This is a genomic window from Streptomyces sp. NPDC051677 (assembly GCF_044453465.1).
Lineage (GTDB): Bacteria > Actinomycetota > Actinomycetes > Streptomycetales > Streptomycetaceae > Streptomyces.
On record NZ_JBITCT010000005.1, the window covers coordinates 60,000 to 78,860 of the forward strand.

The window sequence follows — 18,861 nt, forward strand, 5'->3', positions numbered from 1 at the left end:
ACGGTGCGGTCCCCGCGGGGCGCAGCCTACCCCTGCGGCGCTTGGGCCGTTGAGCCGGGTGGGCGCGGACGGGGGTGCGGGGGAGGGCGGACGGAGGCGCGCGGGGGCACAAAAAACGGGCCGGTCCGTGGGGGGGGGAGACGGACCGGCCCGAGGGGGGGTTTCCACCATAACCCTTCGTAAGTGATGCTGCGTGCATCGGCGCGCCACAACTACTCTCCGGAGTCGCCCGACGACGCGCCGGTGGCCGTTTGCAGTGTTGTTCATGAGTGGTTCATGGCCAGAACGCAGCGGATTCCCAGGGCAATGGGGGCGCTTACCGGGGGAAGCAGAGGTTTTGGAGCGACTTGGGCGAGGGCCGGTCAGTTGTCCGAGGGTCCCCGAGGGTTCCCCCCGATGGGCTAACCCGACCGCGAACGCCGTCTTGACGGGGGCGTCACCGCGCAGCCCCCTCCACTGCGCGGTGACGTCCACGCAGCTTTGCTCACGCGAATTGCCTGGCCTCGAACTTACGTGAGGCCCGCACCGCATGTGAACTGTTGGCGATAACGATGTGGAAACTCCGCGGAGGTGGAGGTACGAGCGCGCCAGGCGGGCGGGGCGGGTGGAGCCGGCCCGGAGGGGCGCTCGGGATGTGCACGGCGCCACAGAGGACAGTATTCGACCTATTTGCCCCCTACCGTCGACGCCATGACCTTGCGGATCAGTTGGCGAGAGGCCTCCGCGCGACGGCTCGAACGACAGTTCCTGGCCAATTCGCCGGCAGGCGGTCCGCGGGGGCCCGCGGATGTCGTCACGGACGTCGTAGCGGCCATGCTCGGCGTGCACGCCCAGGTGCCGTCCGCGGCGGAGGTGGCGATCGGGGTGCGTGCGGAAGGAGTGACGCGGAGAGAGGTGCGGGCCGCACTGTGGGAGGAGCGGTCACTGGTGCGTACGCACGGCCCGCGCGGGACGGTCCACCTCCTTCCCGCCGGGGAACTCCCGCTGTGGAGCGCGGCGTTGACGGCGGTGCCGTCCGGGGCGGGGCCCTTCGCGCCCGACGTCCGGCTCGCCGAGAAGCAGGCGGAGCAGGTGGAGGCGGCGATCGCCGACGCGCTCGACGGGGTGTGTCTGACGGTGGAGGAGCTCGGCGAGGAGGTCGTCGCCCGCACCGGCCCCTGGGCCGGGGATCTGGTGATGCCCGCCTTCCAGGGCCTGTGGCCGCGCTGGCGGCAGGTGCTGCTCCGGGCGGGCCAGGCGGGCGCCCTGTGCTTCGGCCCGAACCGGGGCCGCAAGGTGACGTACACCCGCCCGCCCCGCTTCGACCCGCTCCCCCAGGACCGGGCCCTGCGCACACTCGTCCACCGCTACCTGACGGCCTACGGCCCGGCGACGCCCGCGCACTTCGCCAAGTGGCTGGCGGCGAAGGAGGATTGGGCGACCGGGCTGTTCGGGGAGCTGGCGGCGGAGGGAGCGGTGGAGGAGGTGCTCTTCGAAGGCGCACGGGCCTGGGTGGCGGCCGGGGACACGGGGTTCCCGGATGCGGCGGACCCGGGAGCCGCGGGCGGCGTGCGGGGCGTGCGGCTGCTGCCGTACTTCGACGCGTACGTCATCGCCGCCCAACCGCGTGAGCTGCTGTTCCCGGGGGCCGCGTACGAGCGGGCGCTGGCCGGCGGCCAGGCCGGGAACCACCCCGTGCTGCTGGTCGACGGCGTCGTGGCAGGAGTCTGGCACCAGGCGCGCCGCGGCCGTCGTACGACGATCACGGTCGAACCGCTGGGCCGCCTGACGGCCCGACAGACACGGGAACTCGGGGAACGGGCCGAACGCGTCGGGGAGGTGCTGGAGGCCGCGGCCGAACTGGTGATCGGCGAGGTGACCACGGGACCGCACGCCTGAGGGGCGGTGGGGCAAAGGGGCGGTCAGAGGGGCGGTCAGCCGGTCGGTTTGCGGGCCACGAAGAGGTGGCGGGTGCTGTGTGCGACGAACGGACCCTCGGCCTCGATCTGCTCGTGCAGGGCCCGGAGTCGGGGCCGGTACGTCTCCACCGTGAAGCCCGGGACCATCCACACCACCTTGCGCAGGAAGTGCACGACGGCCGCGATGTCGTGGAACTCGACGCGAAGCCGTTCCGCCCGCAGGTCGACGATCTCCAGCCCCGCCGCCTCGGCCCCGGCGCGCTCCCGCTCGGGGCGCCGGCTGCTGCTCACCGCGTCGGGCTGCGGCCCGAGGAAGTACTCGACGAGCTCGAAGACGCTGCGAGGGCCGACGTGCTGGGCGAAGTAGGTCCCGCCGGGTTCCAGGACACGGGCTATCTCGCCCCAGAGGGGCTCGACCGGGTGCCTGCTGACCACCAGGTCGAAGGCGGCGTCCGCGAAGGGCAGCGGGGCGTCCTCCGGGCAGGCGACGACCGCGATGCCGCGCGGGCGGAGCAGCGCCGTGGCCTTGGCGACGTTCGCCGGCCAGCCCTCGGTCGCGACGGTGAGGACGGGCGCGTCGGGGGCGACCCGACCGAGGGCGAAGTCCAGGACCTCCCCTCCCCCGGTCTGGATGTCGAGCGCGGCCGTCGCCCCGGCCAGCCGCTCGGCCAACGCCACCGCGAACCCCCAGGACGGCCGCTCCTCGGTGGCCCGCCCCTCGAACCACGAGAAGTCCCATCCCTCGGTGGGGACGGCGGCCCCTTCGGCCAGGAGGTCCTCGAAGCTGGGGCGCGGGTCGCGGTGGTCGGCGTTCATAGGGGGATCGTCACAGAAGAAGGGGCACGGACGCCGCCGATTTTTCTGCCGGTGCGGTGGAGGAAGGCACCGTGTTCTGCTCTCCCCTCACGGCGCTTCGCCGTCGGCTCGACCCGCCTCGACCGAGACCCGCGCCCCCGCCTTCACCCCCCACCCCGCCATGACCCCCGCCTCCGCCTCCAGAACATGCCGGGCGCGCAGGCGCGGTCGGCCCAGCCGGCCGGGGCGCATCGTGCGGACGGCGAGGACGGTGAGGTCGCGGGTCAGGTAGGCGACGTCGATGGGGATGCGCATGCGGAAGGTGTGGATGCCGGAAGCGGGCGACAGCAACAGCGCGCCGTCGACGGCGTCCCGGCCCAGAAGGCCCTTAGTACGGGCCCGGTAGGACGTGGCGAACTCCAACGGCACGGTCACACTCGCGCCGCCGTCCCCCTGCACCGTCAACCGACCCCGCCCGTCACGCCAACGCCTCATGCCCCACCCTTCGCGTCCTCTACGGCCTACGTGATGCGCAAGATCAGCTCGCCGTCCGCGGGAACGTGACCTCCACTCGGCGGTTTTTCTTGCGGCCCTCTTCCGTGGAGTTGTCGGAGATGGGGTACTGCTCGCCGTAGCCGCGGACCTCGAAGGTGATGTTCGGGTTGTTCAGCGCACCCGCGAGTTCCGCCTGGACGGCGTCCGCCCGCTGCTTCGACAGGACGTCGCCGTGGGCGGAGGAGCCCAGGTTGTCGGTGAAGCCGAAGACGCGGACCAGGGTGGTGTTCTGCTTCTTGATCTCGGCGGCGATCGTGGCGATCCGGGCCTGTGCCTCCGCGCCGAGCTTCGAGCTGTCCTTGCTGAAGAGGACCTCGGCCTGGAGGGCGAACGTCACGTCCGCGTTGGTGTCCTCCCGCCGCTCGTCCCCCGCCTCGTCCTCGACGACCTGCTTGATGTCCAGCACCTTGGGCGCGGCGAGGGTGCCGCCCTCCGGGAGCTTGAGGTCGGGGTCGTTGGGGTCGACCTCCACGGGGGCGGAGGCGGTGGGTTCGGTGCCGGGCGGGACGCTGGGCTTGGTGCCGTCGGCGTGGGCGGCGGGGGCCATCCCGATGATCACGAGGGTGGCCGTGGCCACCGCCAGAGTGAGACGTGGGGTCATGGCCGTCCTCACCCGGAGATCTTGATGACCCCGCTGGGGAACAGCGGGAGTTGGAAGGTGACGTCGGTCGAGCTGGCGGGGGGCGCGGGGAACTGCAGGAAGACGTCGATGGATTCGCCGGCCTTGAGTGCCGAGAAACCTGTCGTCGTCAGAGGGCGGCCGTCTGTGTCGCGCAGGACGTAGTAACGCTTCTTGCTCTTGGAGTCGACGAGGGTCGCGCCGCCCAGCGACAGTCCGTTGTTGATGATCTCGGTCTCGTTACCGCTCAAGGCGGACGGAATCACGACTTTCGTCCCACTGTCGTTCTTGAGGGATCCGTTGACGGTGACGAAGCCACCGGAGTCACGTACGGCGGAGGCGATCCGCAGCAGCAGCCCGCTGGGTCCCTTCAGCTCGGCCAACGGCTCCTCGGACTGCCCCTCCTGAGTGTCTGGCCGCGATCCACCTGTCTTGGACGCGGACGACGAGCTCTGCGGCTTCTTGTCGTCGTCGCCCCCGCCGCCGCAGGCCGCCGTGCCGAGAGCCAACCCGGCCACGACGGCCAGCACGACCGTCCCCCTGCGGGCTTTCGCCGTGAACCGCATGCTCATCACTCCGCTTCCTTCACCACTTGTCGTTCGGCGCGTCAGTCGTTGGCCAGGTGGACGTCGAAGAGGTCCTCGGGTTTGGGGAGATCAATGAGGTTCTTCGGGTCCAAGTCCCACTCCCTGTCGTCCTCGCAGGTGAGCTTCGGCAGCACGTCATCCGGTTTGCACAACGGTTCGATCACGGCGGTGGCATAGGCGCGTGCCTGCCTGCCTGCCGTACCGGGCACGACCGACTCCCCGACAGTCTTGTTCGTCTGAGCCCTGACGGTGTAGCCGAGAAGGCCGTCCAGCTTGCAGTCGTACAGGCTGGCGTCGTTCTGCACGGCGAGCTCAGAAGCCCGCCAACACGCGTCGTCCGCCCCGTTGCCGTCGAAGATGCTCTGCCACTTCGTCGGATCCCTGACCTCCAGTACCCACAGGTCGGCCAGCTGGTCCCGGGTTTCCTGCGCCGCCGCCAGCGCCGCCGCATCGGCCGCCGTCTGGGCGCCGTTGCGGTTCACCGCCGCCTGGCCGACCGCGAAGTACGCGAACGCCAGAAAGAGCAGGCCCGCCACCACCATGATGTAGATGGGGAAGACCTGCCCTGCGTCGCCGTACCCGCGAACTCGGACTCGGGTCAGGGGGCCACCTTTTCGATCTGTGTCCTGAGCTTGTCGACGATCGTCTGTCCCAGGTTCGTGTTCGCGATCAGGACGACGATCGCCACCACCACCGCGATGATGCCCAGGTACTCGACCGCGGTCTGCCCCTTGTCGCCGTGGGCGCGGCGGCGTACGGCCTGCGCCGTCGTGTTCGTCCAGCCGCTCACCCGGACCTTTGCCGCGACGGCGGTCTTCAGCAGCAGGTCGCTCATGGCGTTCCTCTCCATCGGTGGCGTGACCGGCAACGTAAGGCCGTGTGTCCGCCTCGGAGAAGGGTCCCTGGGCCCAATCCCGGGCCCAGGGAAGGATCCGACGGGGTTTCACGAAGTCACCGCCGTTCCCAGCCACTTGGCCGCTGCCTCGGAGCGGCTGCTGCTGTGCAGCTTGGCGAAGATGCGGTTGATGTGGTTCTTGACCGTCTTCTCGCTGATGAAGCAGGTGGCGGCGATCTGCTGGTTGTTCATGCCCGACGCGATGAGGTCCATGATCTCCGCCTCCCTCACGCTCAGTGGGAATCTCTCCCTGCCTACCGACGTCGACTGTCCCACAGTTGATTGCAACTGCGAAAGCGTTTTCGTAGAAGTCAGTGAAACTAGGGGCGTTGAGTCCGCTTTGGCGTGTGCAGTCGCATCGTTCTGGATGTGCGCCAGCACAGCTGTCGCCGCCGTAGGGGTGAAGTGGGCACGGCCCCGCGTGACGTCCCGTACCGCCGACGCCAGCTCCTCCACGGTGAACTCGCCGTGGACCAGATAGCCCCCGGCCCCCTCGCGCAGGGCCTTCCGCACGATCTCGGGCTCGTGGCTGTACGTCAGCATCACGACCCGGGCGATCCGCGCCAGGTGGGGAAGGGCCGAGAGGCCGTCCACGCCGGGCATGCGGACGTCCAGGAGGACGACGTCGGGGCGGTGTCGGAGGGCGGAGTCGTAGGCCTCGCGACCGTCTGCCGCCTCCGCGACGACTGCGATGTCCTCACGGCCGGAGAGGAGGGCGGTGAGGCCCGCGCGGACGACGGGGTTGTCGTCGGCCACGATCACGCGGACGGGGTCGGGCCGGTGCGGTGGGGGGAAGAGCGGCTGCACGGTGTCGGGGTGGGGCGGTCGGTCCGGCATCAGGCGGCCTCCTCTCGTGGGGCGAGCGCGACCAGGGGGAGTTCTACGCGGACCTCGGTGCCCCGGGAGTCGGGGCCGTGGCCGATGTGGATGCGGGCGCCGACGGAGGCGGCCCGCTCCACCATGCCGACCAGGCCGAAGTGGCCGGTACGGCGGAGCTGTTCGAGGGTGGTGTCGGGCGGGAGGCCACGGCCGTCGTCGCGGACGGTGAGGGTCAGGAGTTCGCCGGTCACGGCCGCTCGTACGTCGACGCGGGTCGGGGCCGCGTGGCGGTGGGCGTTCTCCAGGGCCTCCGCGGTGATGGTGAGGAGCTGGCGGGCCACGGCGGGCGGGACGGGGAGCGTCGTGCCGTCGCCGGTGGGGCGGTGGTATGTGATCGGCAGGCCGGTTCGATCCGCGAAGTCGTCTGCGGCGGCCGCCAGTTCGGGCAGGAAGTCGGCGCCCGGCGCCGGGTCCGACTCACGGCGGAGGTCGGTGAGGAGTTCGCGGGACTCGGCGGCGGCGCGGCGCGCGGCGCGGGCGACGAGTTCGGCGTGTTGGCGTACCCGGGTCGGGTCCATGTCGGGTGAGCCCGCCGAATGGGCCAGGGCGTCCGCCGCGAGGGCCACGCCGTGCAGCGTCTTGGCCACGGAGTCGTGCATCTCGCGGGCCAGCCGGGCACGTTCGGCGGCGACCGCCTCGGTGACGGCCAGCCGGGCCTTGACGGTGGTCAGGGCCTGGGTCGCCGTGCCGAAGCGGAGCATCAGCTGGCGCAGGGCGGAGCCGACCGCGCCGGTGATGACGCAGAAGCCGGGCAGCAGCAGTCTCTCGGCCAGGCCCGCCCCCGACTCCCGTACGAGGGTCGCGTGGACCAGCAGCAGGATCAGCGACTGGAGGGAGGCGAAGCAGGCGGCGCCCCGCCAGCCGTAGACGATGCCGGCGAGGAGCGGGGTGCAGACGCTGACGTAGGCGAGCGTGGTGTCCGGGCCCGCCGAGATCAGCAGCAGCGTGCCGAACAGGGTGTCCGCGACCAGCAGGGAGGGGTGGCGCAGGAGGAGAGGGCCGAAGCGCTCCCAGTCGCGGAAGAGGACGTACGAGCCCATGAAGGTGACGACCACGGCCGCGCCCACCAGGCGGACGCTCATGCCGGGGGCGGCGTTGAGGAGGGCGGCGGGGGCGGCGACGGCGATCATGGCCAGGCGGAAGGCGAAGACCTGGCGGCACATCGCTTGGAGCGCGTTGACCTGGAGGGGGATGGGGGCCTCGCCCTCGGCCGCCCGCCCCTCGGCCGCCTCGCCCTGGGCCGCCCGCCCCTCGGCCTTCCGGCCCCCGACCGCCCGCCCCTCGGCCTTCCGGCCCCCGACCGCCCGCCCCTCGGCCTTCCGGCCCCCGACCGCCCGGCCCTCGGCCTTCCGGCCCCCGACCGCCCGGCCCTCGGCCGCCTGGTCCTCGACTGCCCTACCGGCGGTTGCCCAGCCGCCGGTCTCCGTGCCACGGGTCTCCGTGCCGCCGGTCTCAGTGCTACCGGTCTCGGTGCCACCGATCTCCGCGCCACCGATCTCCGCGCTACCAGTCTCGGTACCGCCGGTCTCGGTACCGCCGGTCTCGCTGACGCCGCTGCTGCGGCCGCGCCTGCTGCGGCGGCGCCACTGGCCCGCCCGCGTCTCCATGGTGACCGTCATGTCCGCCCGCCCTAGTCGCCCGTGATCGAGCTGAAGTCCGTGCCGGAGCCGAGCAGCATGCCCGCGCCGAGGAGGAGCATCGTCGCCGGGACCATGAACGTCGTGATCATCAGCGTGGCCTTGGGGACCGCGCGGGCCGCCTTGCGGCGGGCGTTCTGAGCGTCCGTACGGCGCATGTCCTTGGCGATCGAGACGAGCGTGTCGACGATCGGGGCGCCGAGCTCCTCGCCCTGCTGGAGCGCGGTGACGAACATGGCGACCTGCTCGGAGTCGTTGCGGCGGCGCAGTTCCTGGAAGGCCTCGCGGCGGCTGACGCCGAGGTCCATCTGACGGAGGGTGATGCGGATCTCGTCCGCCCACGGGCCCTCGTAGCGGGACGCGACGCGGTCGAGGGCCTGGCGGAAGCCGAGGCCCGCGCTCACCACCACGGCGAGGACGTCGAGGAAGTCCGGCAGGGTCCGCTCGATGGCGTCCTTGCGGATGCGGATCGCGGACCAGATGCCGACCTCGGACCAGAACAGGCCGAAGGCGAGCATGAGGAGCGCGACGAAGAAGCTGCCCTGGAGGAGGGCGGCCAACGCCCCGAGGGCGCCGATCGCGCCGTAGACAGCGCGCCGGGCCGCGTAGCGGTCGATGGTCAGGCCGCCGGGGTTGCCCGCGAGGTCGATCCTGCGGCGGTAGCGGGTGACCTGCTTGGGGCCCATCAGCCGCAGGACGGCGGGGGCGTACCGCATGCCGAGGCGGTCGATGAGCGAGCCCACGGCGCTGGTGCGGGTCGCGCCGACCTCCAGGGCCAGCGCGAGGTCGCTGGGCAGCTTCACCTCGGCCCGGTACATGCGGATGCCGGCGAACATGCCCCAGACGCTGAGCCCCACGGCGAGTGCGAGCAGCAGTTCCATCCCTGGTTCCCCCTGCTCAGACGTCGATGCGGGACATACGGCGGATGAGGACGAAGCCGACGGCGTAGAGGCTGAACGCGATGATCACGCAGGCCTGGCCGACGGGCGACCCGGTCATGCGGTCCAGCGTGCCGTCCTCGACGCTGTTCATGAGGAACAACGCCCCGACCCCCAGCACCGGCACGGCGTAGGAGGTCATGTTCACCTGCGACAGCTGGGTGCGCACCTCCCGCCGGGTCTCCTTGCGTTCCTCCAGCGTCTCCGTCAGGTTGCGCAGCGCGCCGACGACCTGGCCACCGGCGCGGTTGGAGAGGACCAGGGTGGTGACGAGGACGACGAGTTCGCGGGAGGGCAGGCGGTCGGCGAGTTCGCCCAGGGCGTCGTCCATGGAGTGGCCGACCGCCAACTGGTTGGCGACCTTGGCCAGTTCCTCGCCCGCCGGGGCCTCCAGCTCCTCCGCCGCCATGCCGATGGCGGTGCGCAGCGCCAGGCCGGCGTGGGTGGCGTTGGCCAGGATGCGGGCCAGTTCGGGGAGTTGGTTGATGAACTTCTCGATGCGTTTCTGGCGTTGCCAGTTGAGGAACTGCCAGGCCGCCCAGACGCCCAGGAGGCCGGCGATCGGGCCGAAGAAGGGGGCCAGGGTGGCCTGGCCGACCAGCCACAGGCCGGTCACCGCCGCCAGCATGTAGACGAAGAACTCGCCGGGGGTCACGTCCAGGCCGGTCGCCGTGAGTTTCAGCTCCAGCTTGCGGCCCGTGGTCGTGTTGCGCAGTCGGCGGTCCAGGGTGCGGAAGCGGCGACGGCGGGCGGGGCCGGTGAGCTGGCCGGTGGAGGAGAGGCGCTCCACCAGTTCCGCCCGCTGGGCCCGGCCCCTGGCGTAGGTGTGCACGCCGACGACGACCAGGGCGCAGGTCAGCAGGGCCACGCCGGTGGTGAGGGTGGTGAGGGTGTCGAGGTCCATCAGCGTTACCGGGCTTCCCTTGTGGTCAGTTCGAGTGCGTCCCGAGCGACCCCGAACGCCTGCGGTATCGGCTGGCTCGCCATGTAGAGCCGGTCGGCGGTGCGACGGGGCAGCGGGAAGTACTCGAAGGCGCCGTGGATCCGGCCGTCGGCGGTCATCGGCTGGGCGGTGAAGCGGGCGATCGTCGCCAGCCGGTACGGCTCGCCGCCGTGGCTGTCGAGCAGGGCGATCTCGGTGATCCGGCGGGCGCCGTCGGCGAACCGGGTGAGCTGGACGACGACGTCCACCGCGCTGTTGATCTGGTCGTGCAGGGCGACGAAGGGGATCTCGACGTCCGACATCGAGGCGAGGGTCTGCAGCCGCATCAGGGCGTCCTCGGCGCTGTTGGCGTGGACCGTGGCCAGGGAGCCGTCGTGGCCCGTCGACATCGCCTGGAGCATGTCGAGCGACTCCCCGCCGCGGACCTCGCCGACCACGATCCGGTCCGGGCGCATCCGCAGGGAGTTGCGGACCAGGTCGCGGATGGTGATGCGGCCGTTGCCCTCGACGTTCGGGGGGCGGGACTCCAGGCGGATCACATGCGACTGCTGGAGCTGGAGTTCCGCGGAGTCCTCGATGGTGATGATGCGTTCGCCGTCCGGGATCAGACCGGAGAGGGCGTTGAGGAGCGTCGTCTTCCCGGTGCCCGTGGCGCCCGAGACGATCACGTTGAACTTCGCCTGCACCAGGCCCGCCAGCAGGTACAGCATCTGCTCGTCCAGCGAGCCGAAGCCCATCAGCTCGTGCAGGGTGAAGGAGCGCGGGAAGCGGCGGATGGTGAGGGTGGGGCCGGTGAGGGACAGCGGCGGGATGATCACGTTGACGCGTTCACCGGAGGGGAGGCGGGCGTCGACCATCGGGTTCGTCTCGTCGACACGTCGGTTGACCGTCGAGACGATGCGTTCGATCGTCTGCATCAGCTGGTCGTTCGACGCGAAGCGGAGCGGGAGCTGCTCCACTCGGCCGCCCCGCTCGACGAAGATCGCGTCGGGGCCGTTCACCATGATCTCGGTGATCGACGCGTCCTCGAGCAGCGGCTCCAGGATGCCGAGGCCCAGCGCCTCGTCGACGACCCGGCGGATCAGCTGCGAGCGCTCCACCGTGGACAGCACCGGGCCCTCGCGGCTGATGATGTGCCCGAGCACGCGCTCCAGCCGGGCCCGGCGCTCGGCCGCCGCCAGCGAACTCATCTCGGCGAGGTCGATCTCCTCCAGCAGCTTGGTCCGGTAGGAGGAGACCAGATGGCCGTCCTCGCCCCGGCCGCCGTTCTCCTCGGGGGAGGTGATGCGTGCCCGCAGGCTCATGTCGGATGCCCTTCCCTCAGTGGCCGACCGGCATCGTGGCCGTCTTGTGTGCCTCGCCGAAGTCCCCTATGCCGGGGATGACGGACGGGATGGTGACGGTGGAGGTGACCGTGACCTCGTCGTCGCCGAACGCGGACACGCAACTCGCGTTCAGCCGACTGCTCACGGCCTGCTGGCAGTCGGCGTTGTAGTCCCCGTCGAGGGACGCGCTGCGGGCCCCGGTCCGGGCCGCCGTGCCCGCCTGCTGGGCGGCGTAGGCGATCAGGCCGAGCTGTACGGCGCCCAGCGCGACCAGGAGGAGCAGGGGCAGGAACCCGAGGTACTCCAGGGCGACTTGCCCCCGGTCGCCTGCGCCCTTACGGCGATCGCGTGCGTCCTTGCGGCGATCGCATGCACCCTTACGGCGATCGCGTGCGCGCCTTCGGCCTCCGTACGCCATTTCAGTCGCCGTCCTCTTCCTCGACGGCGCCCGCGTGGCCGTGGACGGGGAACGGGAAGTCGATCAGGCCGGGGAAGAGGACGGGGACGTAGAGGGTGACGTCGGCCGTCACATAGCCGGTGCCGCCGCAGTCCACCTCGGCGTTCCCCTTCCACGCGTCCCCCAGCTCGGCCAGGGCCGCCTCCTGGCAGACGCCGGGCCGCTCCCCCGGAGGCGCCGCCGTGCCCTTCCGCACCGCCTCGTCGGCAGCATTCCCCGCGAGCGTGAACGTGTACCCCACCAGGACGAACTGCCACACCACCACCAGAGTCACGATGATCAGCGGTGTCATGCCGAGGAACTCGATGGTGACCTGGCCCCGGTCCTTCGCGAGACGGCCCTTCGCAGGACGGCCCTTCGCAAGACGGCCCTTCACGTGCCTCACGTGCCTCACGTGGCTCACGTGCCTCACGTGCTGCCTCACCTGCCACACGTGCCTCACTCCCTCCGCCGCCGGAACCCGACCGTGCCTCGGTCCCCGCCCCGGTCCTTGCCCCGCGCCCGTCCCCCGCTCCTGCGCACCAGCGCGGTCTCGGGCGCCTTGACCAGCCCCAGTTCGCCGGCGAGCGCCCACAGGGCCTGGCGGACGGCGCCCTTGGCGTCGAGGGTGTCGACGCGGCCGGCGTCCACGGCGGCCTGGAGTTCCTTGAAGTTCGCCGGGACCGTGGTCGCGGCGAGGGCCGTGCCGGTGATCTTCTGGATGAGCGGGGGCTGGATCTCCGTCCCGCGGCTGTGCCGGTTGACGACGACGGTCGTCTCCTCGGCCTTGCGGATCTGGAGCCGGTCCCACATGCGGACGGTGCGTTTGGCGCCGCGCACGGCGACCACGTCGGGGGTGGTGACGAGCAGGGCGCGGTCGGCGAGTTCGACGGCCGCCGCGCCCGCACCGCCGAGCTGGGCGCCGCAGTCGACGACGACGACCTCGTAGCGGGAGCGCAGGGCGCTGAGGATCTGGCGGGCGGCGCGGTCGGTGACCTCCTCGCCCCGTTCGCCCTCACCGGGGGCGAGCAGCAGGGCCACGCCGCTGTCGTGGCGGAAGACCGCCTCGGCGAGGATGCGGGGCGAGATGTCGGCGATGGCGGCGAGGTCGACGACCGAGCGGCGGAACTGGACGTCCAGGTAGGAGGCGATGTCGCCGGCCTGGAGGTCGAGGTCGACGAGCGCGGTGGGGCGACCGGAGGCCTGGGCGGCGAGGGCGAGCTGGACGGCCGTGAGCGTCGCGCCCACCCCTCCCTTCGCGCCGCTGACGGTGACGACGGTGCCGCCGACGCCGGTGAACACGTCGCCGCCGTGCCCGAGATGGCGTCGTACGCCCACCGACCACTGGGCGACGGCCTGGACGCGGCTGGCGAGATCCTCGTAGCTCAGCGGCAGGGTGACCAGGCCGCGGGCGCCGGAGTCCATGGCGGCGGCGAAGAGGCCGGGGCCCGCGTCGGTGGTGACGAGGATGACGCCGACCGCCGGAAAGCGCAGGGCGACCTCGCGGACCAGCTCCAACGCCGGCACGGGACCGATGCGTTCGTGGACGACGACGACCTCGGGCAGCTCGTCGACCGACTCGGCGGCCAGCCGGGCGAGGGTGTCGACGAGCTGCGTGGAGTCGCCGACCGGGGTGACCGGTTCGGCGTCCGGGAGCTGGCTGAGCAGGGTGGTGAGGGAACGGACCGCGTCCGCGTCGCCGACGGCCGGGAGGATCCTCGTGGGCATGGGCGGCGGCCTCTCACTTGTCCGTGGTGAGCTCGTACGTACGGTCCCGTTCGGGGACCGTGGTGTCGCCGCCGGGTGCGACGAGGGCGAGGCGGACGCGCTTGGCGAACGACTCGGCGTAGGTGAGACGCTGGGCGTCGAGGGTGGACAGCGCGAAGGTGATCGGGACCTGGTCGGTGGCCGACCGGTTGCGGTTGCTCTCGTCCGGATCGAGGGCCTTGATCTCGCCGACGTCGAGGACCCGGGCGTTGGTGACGATGATCTTCGACTGGTCGGGGTCGGCCGCGCGGGCGCCTTCGAAGGTGGCGTACACGTTGACGGTCGACCCCGGGGAGATCTTGCCGGCGACGCCGGTGGCCGCGTCGATCATGATGGCGACCTCCTGCTGCCCCGGCTGCAGGGCGGGCTGGGCGACGATCATGTCGCTCTGCAGCAGCGAGCCCTTCTTCAGCGTCGTCACCGCGATCTTGTTGTGGATGGCGGCGAGGTCGGTCACGGCGTTCTCCGACAGCCAGCGCTCCGGCATCTCTATCTTCTTGAACTGGTCCGCGCTCAGGGCGGTGTAGGGGGCCACGTCCGAGCGCAGCTCGTAGGCGGTGACCTCTGGGCCGACCTTGGACTTCACGTCGTCGATGACGGAGAGGACGCCGGCGAAGGCCGCGAGCGCGCACAACACCGACAGGAGCAGGAGAATCACGCCGCGGCGCTGACGGGAGTTCATGGGCCGTACAACCTCGTTGGGGGTCGGGTCGAGCGGACGGAAGGAGGCCTGCAGGTCAAGCTGTCTCAGCCGCCCGCGGTGAGCGCGCGGGCGGGTCGGGCGGTGAGCTCGGAGGCGGGCGGCGGGGTCGCGGAGCAGAAGACGCAGCGGTCGCCGATGACGTCGATGCCGCACCAGTGGCAGACGCCCTGCCGCACCGAGGTGACCAGTTGGTAGAGGACCGAAAGGTCGGGCAGATAGCCGCAGAACTCGATCGCCTTGCCGGTGCCCCACCAGTCGGCGGACTCGGCGGGCAGGGTCGTCTCCCGCAGCCCCTGCGCCTTCCAGGCCGGGGCGAGGACGTCGGTGACCCAGTCGGACTGCAGCTGGCCGCGGGCGACGAGCATCCAGGTACCGAACTCGGGTCCGGGCAGCGTCGCTTCGGGGCTCGCCTTCACCATCTCCGCCTGCGGATGCGCCAGCACACCGAACTGACTACCCGGAACCCATGACCTGGCATGCGACTTCAGGCCGACGACCGGAACCCGGTCGAGGCGGGCCACGGACCCGAGGAGGGCGCCCGCGTGGAGGTAGTGGGTGAGCAGCCGGCCCGCGGAGGCGAGGACGCCGGGGCCGAGGTCGCAGGAGGCCAGCTGACGCAACTGGCGGGCGAGGACGGCGACGGCGAGCGGGGGCAGTTCGGGACGGAACAGTGCGATGCGGTCGCTCTCCAGGAGGGAGCGGATGGTGTGCAGTCGCTGCTCCACGGCGGCGGGCACGGCCCGCGAGTACACGACGATCACGTGCCCGTACTGTTCGAGGAGGGTCTGGACGGCGGCGAGGGCCCCCTCCAGCGGCTGCCGGTCGAGGTCGGCGAGGACGCCGGCGGGCAGGGTGCGCTCGTCCTGGGGCGGCAGCGCCAGGTCCGCTCCGGTCACGGCAATGGCAGTTGGCACGCGCAGCTCCCCGAATTCCCGCGGTCCGGTCCACCGGCGTTACTCCGGTGCACCGGGATGACTTCATTGCGTGACTACCTCAGCACTGTATCCAGGCCCCTGTGGCCGGAGAACAGCTTTCCGTGACGGCCGGGAAACTCTTCATCTCGCAAGTCACAGCAAACCGGGGCAGGTTACGCACCCACGACCCGCCGTCCACCTCCACCGGCCCACCATCCCCCTCCACCGGCCCTCCACAATCGGACTCCTTGACAACGGAATTGGTCTGGACCAACTTATTGTCATGTACCCAATTAAGAGAGCGACACAGCTCTGGGCAGGAGCGGTGACCGCCGCCCTCGCCCTCTCCCTGACGGGCGCGGCTCAGGCGTCCGCCGCGGACCTGAACAACGCGAAGAACGCCGGCTTCGAGTCCGGCCTGACCGGGTGGTCCTGCTCGGCGGGCAGCGGCGCGACCGTCCCCTCCCCCGTACACGGCGGCACGGCGGCGCTGAAGGCGACCCCGGCCGGCCAGGACAACGCCCAGTGCACCCAGAAGGTGGCGGTGAAACCCAACTCCACGTACACGCTGAGCGCGTGGGTCCAGGGCGGCTACGCCTACCTGGGCGTCACGGGCACGGGCACGACGGACGTGTCGACCTGGACGCCGGACTCGTCGTCCTGGAAACAACTCTCGACCACCTTCACGACAGGGTCGTCGACGACCTCCGTGACGGTCTACACACACGGCTGGTACGGCCAGCAGCCCTACTACGCGGACGACGTCTCGGTCTACGGCCCCGACGGCGGCGGAGGCGGCGACCCGGCCCCGACGATCCCGTCCGCACCGGCCGGCCTGACCGTGTCCGGCACGAGCTCCTCGTCGGTGTCCCTGTCCTGGTCCGCGGTGTCGAACGCGACGGGCTACAACGTCTACCGGGGCGGTACGAAGGTCACGTCGGTGACCGGCGTTTCGGCGACGGTGAGCGGCCTGACGGCGTCGACGTCGTACAGCTTCCAGGTGACGGCGACGAACGCGGCGGGCGAGTCCGCGAAGTCCACGGCGGTGACGGGCACGACGACCTCCGGCACCGGGAACGGGGGCGGCTCCCTGCCCAAGCATGCGGTGACCGGGTACTGGCAGAACTTCAACAACGGCGCACGGGTGCAGCGCATTTCGGATGTGTCGTCCCAGTACGACATCATCGCGGTGGCCTTCGCGGACGCGACGACCACCCCGGGCGCGGTCACCTTCACCCTGGACTCGGCCGGTCTGGGCGGCTACACCGTGAACCAGTTCAAGGCGGACATCAAGGCGAAGCAGGCGGCCGGCAAGAAGGTCATCGTGTCGGTGGGCGGCCAGAACGGCACCGTCTCGGTGAGCGACGGGACGTCCGCGACGAACTTCGCGAACTCCGTGTACACCCTGATGCAGACGTACGGCTTCGACGGCGTGGACATCGACCTGGAGAACGGCCTCAACGCGACGTACATGAGCCAGGCGCTCCGCACGCTGTCAGGGAAGGCGGGACCGGGGCTGATTCTGACGATGGCCCCGCAGACGATCGACATGCAGTCGACGTCGAACACCTACTTCCAGACCGCGCTGAACGTGAAGGACATCCTCACGGTCGTCAACATGCAGTACTACAACAGCGGTTCGATGCTGGGCTGCGACGGCAAGGTGTACAGCCAGGGCTCCGTGGACTTCCTCACCGCCCTCGCCTGCATCCAACTGGAGGGCGGCCTGTCCCCGTCCCAGGTCGGCCTGGGCCTCCCCGCCTCGACGAGCGGCGCGGGCAGCGGGTACGTATCCCCGACGGTGGTCAACAACGCCCTGGACTGCCTGACGAAGGGCACAGCCTGCGGCTCCTTCAAACCATCGAAAACGTACCCTGCCCTCCGCGGCGCGATGACCTGGTCGACGAACTGGGACGCGACGGCGGGCAACGCGTGGTCGTCCTCAGTGGGACCGCACGTGCACGGGTTGCCGTAGGGCAGCGGGGGCGGCGCGGACGTTGCGTCGCCCAACCGCCCCATGTGATCTTTGGGACGTGAGCACGAGGGGGGACAGGGGAGCAGGACCGCCGAGCCGCCCTCGAAGCCCCGGGCGCACAGGGCTCACAGGGCGCACAGGGCTCAGGCTCGGCGTCCTGTTCGGGGGACTGACCGCAGCGGTGTCCACCGTCGCCATCGGCAGGTCATGGGCCGCTTGTGACATCGGCATCAACGCAGCGGCCAACAGCATGATTTTGCTGTTCCTCGCCCCTCTCATCTGGATCGCCGCCGCAGTCCCGTGGACAGTCCTGCACCGCGCCCTCGGCAAACGTCACCGAGGGGCCGCAATGACCGCAGGCCTCCTCTTCGCCCTGTGGTTCACCTGGTTTCTCGTGACCTGGCTCGGCATGCCGAACTCCTACCCAGCCCCGTCGTGCCCGAGCAACGTCCCGCCCTGGTGGCCAGGCTTCATCCCCGCATGACCACCCGGTTCACCCCGTAAACGCGTGTGCCCTCTTGCTAGGTCGGCTTCTTTGGGCTTTCTTGACCTTCATGGCGGACACCACGGGACCCCCCACGGGAAACTTCACGCACACCGAGGCTCCATCCGACATCGACCTCCACGGCAACACCTCCCCCCGCAAATCCAGTTGGAAGTACATCGGCCCCGGCATCGTGGTCGCGGCGACCGGCGTCGGCGCCGGCGACCTGGTCGCCACCCTCATCGCCGGAAGCAACTTCGGCTACACCCTGCTCTGGGCAGCCGTCGTCGGCTGCCTCGTCAAGATCTCCCTCGCCGAGGCGGCCGGCCGCTGGCACCTCTCCACCGGCCGCACCCTCTTCGACGGCTGGGCGAGCCTGGGCCGTTGGACGACGTGGTTCTTCGTCGTCTACGTGGTCGTCTGGGGCTTCGTCTACGGCGCGGCGGCGATGTCGTCGAGCGCGCTGCCGCTCCAGGCGCTGTTCCCCGACGTGATGGACCTCAAGTGGTGGGCCATCGCGTGTGGGTTGGTGGGCCTGGTGTTCGTCTGGTTCAACAAGTACGCCGTCTTCGAGAAGGTCATGACGGTCCTGGTGGGCGTCATGTTCGTGGTGACGGTGTACCTGGCGATCCGGGTCACCCCGAACCTCGGCGACGCCTTCGCGGGGCTGCTGCCGGTCCTGCCGGACGAGAAGGACTCCGTCCTCAACACCCTCGGCCTGATCGGCGGCGTCGGCGGCACGATCACTCTGGCCGCGTACGGCTACTGGGTCAACGCCAAGGGCTGGACGAACACGGGCTGGATGAAGGTCATGCGGCTCGACAACCGGGTCGCGTACATCACCACCGGCATCTTCGTCGTCGCGATGCTCTTCGTCGGGGCGGAGCTGCTGCACTCCGCGAACGTGGCGATCGCGAGCGGCGACAAGGGGCTCGTCCAGCTGAGCGACATCCTGGAGGCGGAGTACGGCACGGCTACCGCCAAGTTCTTCCTGATCGGCTTCTTCGCCACCTCCTTCACCTCCCTGATCGGCGTCTGGCACGGCGTGAGCCTGATGTTCGCCGACTTCGTGGCCCGCTACCGCGACCAGGGCGAGTCGGCGGGCGGTGCGACCGGCGGGGCGACCGGCGCCGAGGTCGCCTCCGGCGAGCGGGAACACTCCTGGCCGTTCCGGGCGTACCTGCTGTGGCTGACCTTCCCGCCGATCGTGCTGCTCTTCCAGGGCCAGCCGTTCCGCCTGGTCATCCTGTACGGCGTACTCGGCGCGGCCTTCCTGCCGTTCCTGGCGGGAACGCTGCTGTGGCTGCTCAACACCTCCCGCACGCCCAGGGAGTGGCGCAACGGACTGCTGAGCAACGCGATGCTCGTGCTGGCTGGGCTGCTGTTCCTGGTGCTGTGCGTGAAGCAGATCTGGGACCAGCCGTGGTCTGAGTTCTTCTGAGGGAGACACTGGCCCTGCTGGCCGCCGCCCGAGCCTGAGCCCGGGCGGCCTGAGCCTGCGCCGGAGGGCC

Annotated in this window: 20 protein-coding genes; 4 read left to right on the plus strand and 16 right to left on the minus strand. The window is 70.7% G+C overall.

Annotation, left to right across the window (positions count from 1 at the left end; all coding sequences use genetic code 11):
• Positions 1–690 precede the first annotated feature (690 nt).
• A complete protein-coding gene (locus tag ACIBAF_RS07395; RefSeq protein WP_399462168.1) occupies positions 691–1,878 on the plus strand; it encodes a winged helix DNA-binding domain-containing protein in 1,188 nt (395 codons plus the stop codon).
• Between the two features lie 35 nt (positions 1,879–1,913).
• Here ACIBAF_RS07395 and ACIBAF_RS07400 read toward each other — a convergent pair whose 3' ends face one another.
• From ACIBAF_RS07400 to ACIBAF_RS07475, 16 genes are all read right to left on the minus strand, one after another.
• Complete coding sequence (locus tag ACIBAF_RS07400) at positions 1,914–2,714, minus strand: methyltransferase domain-containing protein (RefSeq protein WP_399462169.1); 801 nt, start codon at positions 2,712–2,714, stop codon at positions 1,914–1,916.
• Positions 2,715–2,801: 87 nt separating this feature from the next.
• Complete coding sequence (locus ACIBAF_RS07405; protein ID WP_399462170.1) at positions 2,802–3,188, minus strand: DUF192 domain-containing protein; 387 nt, start codon at positions 3,186–3,188, stop codon at positions 2,802–2,804.
• Positions 3,189–3,231: 43 nt separating this feature from the next.
• On the minus strand, positions 3,232–3,849 hold the full coding sequence (locus tag ACIBAF_RS07410) for an OmpA family protein (protein WP_399462171.1): 618 nt from the start codon (positions 3,847–3,849) through the stop codon (positions 3,232–3,234).
• A gap of 8 nt (positions 3,850–3,857) precedes the next feature.
• On the minus strand, positions 3,858–4,439 hold the full coding sequence (locus ACIBAF_RS07415) for a hypothetical protein (RefSeq protein ID WP_399462172.1): 582 nt from the start codon (positions 4,437–4,439) through the stop codon (positions 3,858–3,860).
• Between the two features lie 35 nt (positions 4,440–4,474).
• Entirely contained in the window at positions 4,475–4,996 is a 522-nt protein-coding gene (locus ACIBAF_RS07420) for a pilus assembly protein TadG-related protein (RefSeq protein ID WP_399462173.1), read from the minus strand.
• 56 nt (positions 4,997–5,052) lie between these two features.
• The gene (locus ACIBAF_RS07425; RefSeq protein WP_399462174.1) at positions 5,053–5,289 is read right to left on the minus strand and encodes a Flp family type IVb pilin; all 237 of its coding nucleotides are present in this window, start codon (positions 5,287–5,289) and stop codon (positions 5,053–5,055) included.
• Between the two features lie 108 nt (positions 5,290–5,397).
• Complete coding sequence (locus ACIBAF_RS07430; RefSeq protein WP_399462175.1) at positions 5,398–6,186, minus strand: response regulator; 789 nt, start codon at positions 6,184–6,186, stop codon at positions 5,398–5,400.
• Complete coding sequence (locus ACIBAF_RS07435; protein ID WP_399462176.1) at positions 6,186–7,847, minus strand: histidine kinase; 1,662 nt, start codon at positions 7,845–7,847, stop codon at positions 6,186–6,188. The genes ACIBAF_RS07430 and ACIBAF_RS07435 overlap by 1 nt, the downstream gene beginning before the upstream one ends.
• Before the next feature lie 11 nt (positions 7,848–7,858).
• A complete protein-coding gene (locus ACIBAF_RS07440; protein ID WP_399462177.1) occupies positions 7,859–8,746 on the minus strand; it encodes a DUF5936 domain-containing protein in 888 nt (295 codons plus the stop codon).
• A gap of 16 nt (positions 8,747–8,762) precedes the next feature.
• Entirely contained in the window at positions 8,763–9,707 is a 945-nt protein-coding gene (locus ACIBAF_RS07445) for a type II secretion system F family protein (RefSeq protein WP_399462178.1), read from the minus strand.
• Between the two features lie 5 nt (positions 9,708–9,712).
• A complete protein-coding gene (locus ACIBAF_RS07450; protein WP_399462179.1) occupies positions 9,713–11,050 on the minus strand; it encodes a CpaF family protein in 1,338 nt (445 codons plus the stop codon).
• 16 nt (positions 11,051–11,066) lie between these two features.
• Complete coding sequence (locus ACIBAF_RS07455; protein ID WP_399462180.1) at positions 11,067–11,489, minus strand: TadE/TadG family type IV pilus assembly protein; 423 nt, start codon at positions 11,487–11,489, stop codon at positions 11,067–11,069.
• A gap of 1 nt (position 11,490) precedes the next feature.
• Positions 11,491–11,820 carry a pilus assembly protein gene (locus ACIBAF_RS07460; protein WP_399462382.1) on the minus strand — a complete coding sequence of 110 codons (330 nt, stop codon included), beginning with the start codon at positions 11,818–11,820 and terminating at the stop codon, positions 11,491–11,493.
• Between the two features lie 146 nt (positions 11,821–11,966).
• Positions 11,967–13,235 (minus strand): CpaE family protein, encoded by a 1,269-nt coding sequence (locus ACIBAF_RS07465; protein ID WP_399462181.1) that lies wholly within the window; start codon positions 13,233–13,235, stop codon positions 11,967–11,969.
• A gap of 13 nt (positions 13,236–13,248) precedes the next feature.
• Entirely contained in the window at positions 13,249–13,956 is a 708-nt protein-coding gene (gene cpaB, locus ACIBAF_RS07470; protein WP_399462182.1) for a Flp pilus assembly protein CpaB, read from the minus strand.
• Between the two features lie 65 nt (positions 13,957–14,021).
• The gene (locus ACIBAF_RS07475) at positions 14,022–14,891 is read right to left on the minus strand and encodes a hypothetical protein (protein WP_399462183.1); all 870 of its coding nucleotides are present in this window, start codon (positions 14,889–14,891) and stop codon (positions 14,022–14,024) included.
• A 283-nt stretch (positions 14,892–15,174) separates the two neighbouring features.
• On the opposite strand from ACIBAF_RS07475, the gene ACIBAF_RS07480 reads away from it, so the two are divergent.
• The 3 genes from ACIBAF_RS07480 (at position 15,175) to ACIBAF_RS07490 (ending at position 18,791) form a co-directional block, all read left to right on the plus strand.
• A complete protein-coding gene (locus ACIBAF_RS07480) occupies positions 15,175–16,866 on the plus strand; it encodes a chitinase (protein WP_399462184.1) in 1,692 nt (563 codons plus the stop codon).
• A 181-nt stretch (positions 16,867–17,047) separates the two neighbouring features.
• On the plus strand, positions 17,048–17,350 hold the full coding sequence (locus tag ACIBAF_RS07485; RefSeq protein ID WP_399462185.1) for a hypothetical protein: 303 nt from the start codon (positions 17,048–17,050) through the stop codon (positions 17,348–17,350).
• A gap of 70 nt (positions 17,351–17,420) precedes the next feature.
• Positions 17,421–18,791, plus strand: a complete 1,371-nt coding sequence (locus tag ACIBAF_RS07490) for an Nramp family divalent metal transporter (RefSeq protein ID WP_399462186.1) — start codon at positions 17,421–17,423, stop codon at positions 18,789–18,791.
• Positions 18,792–18,861 lie beyond the last annotated feature (70 nt).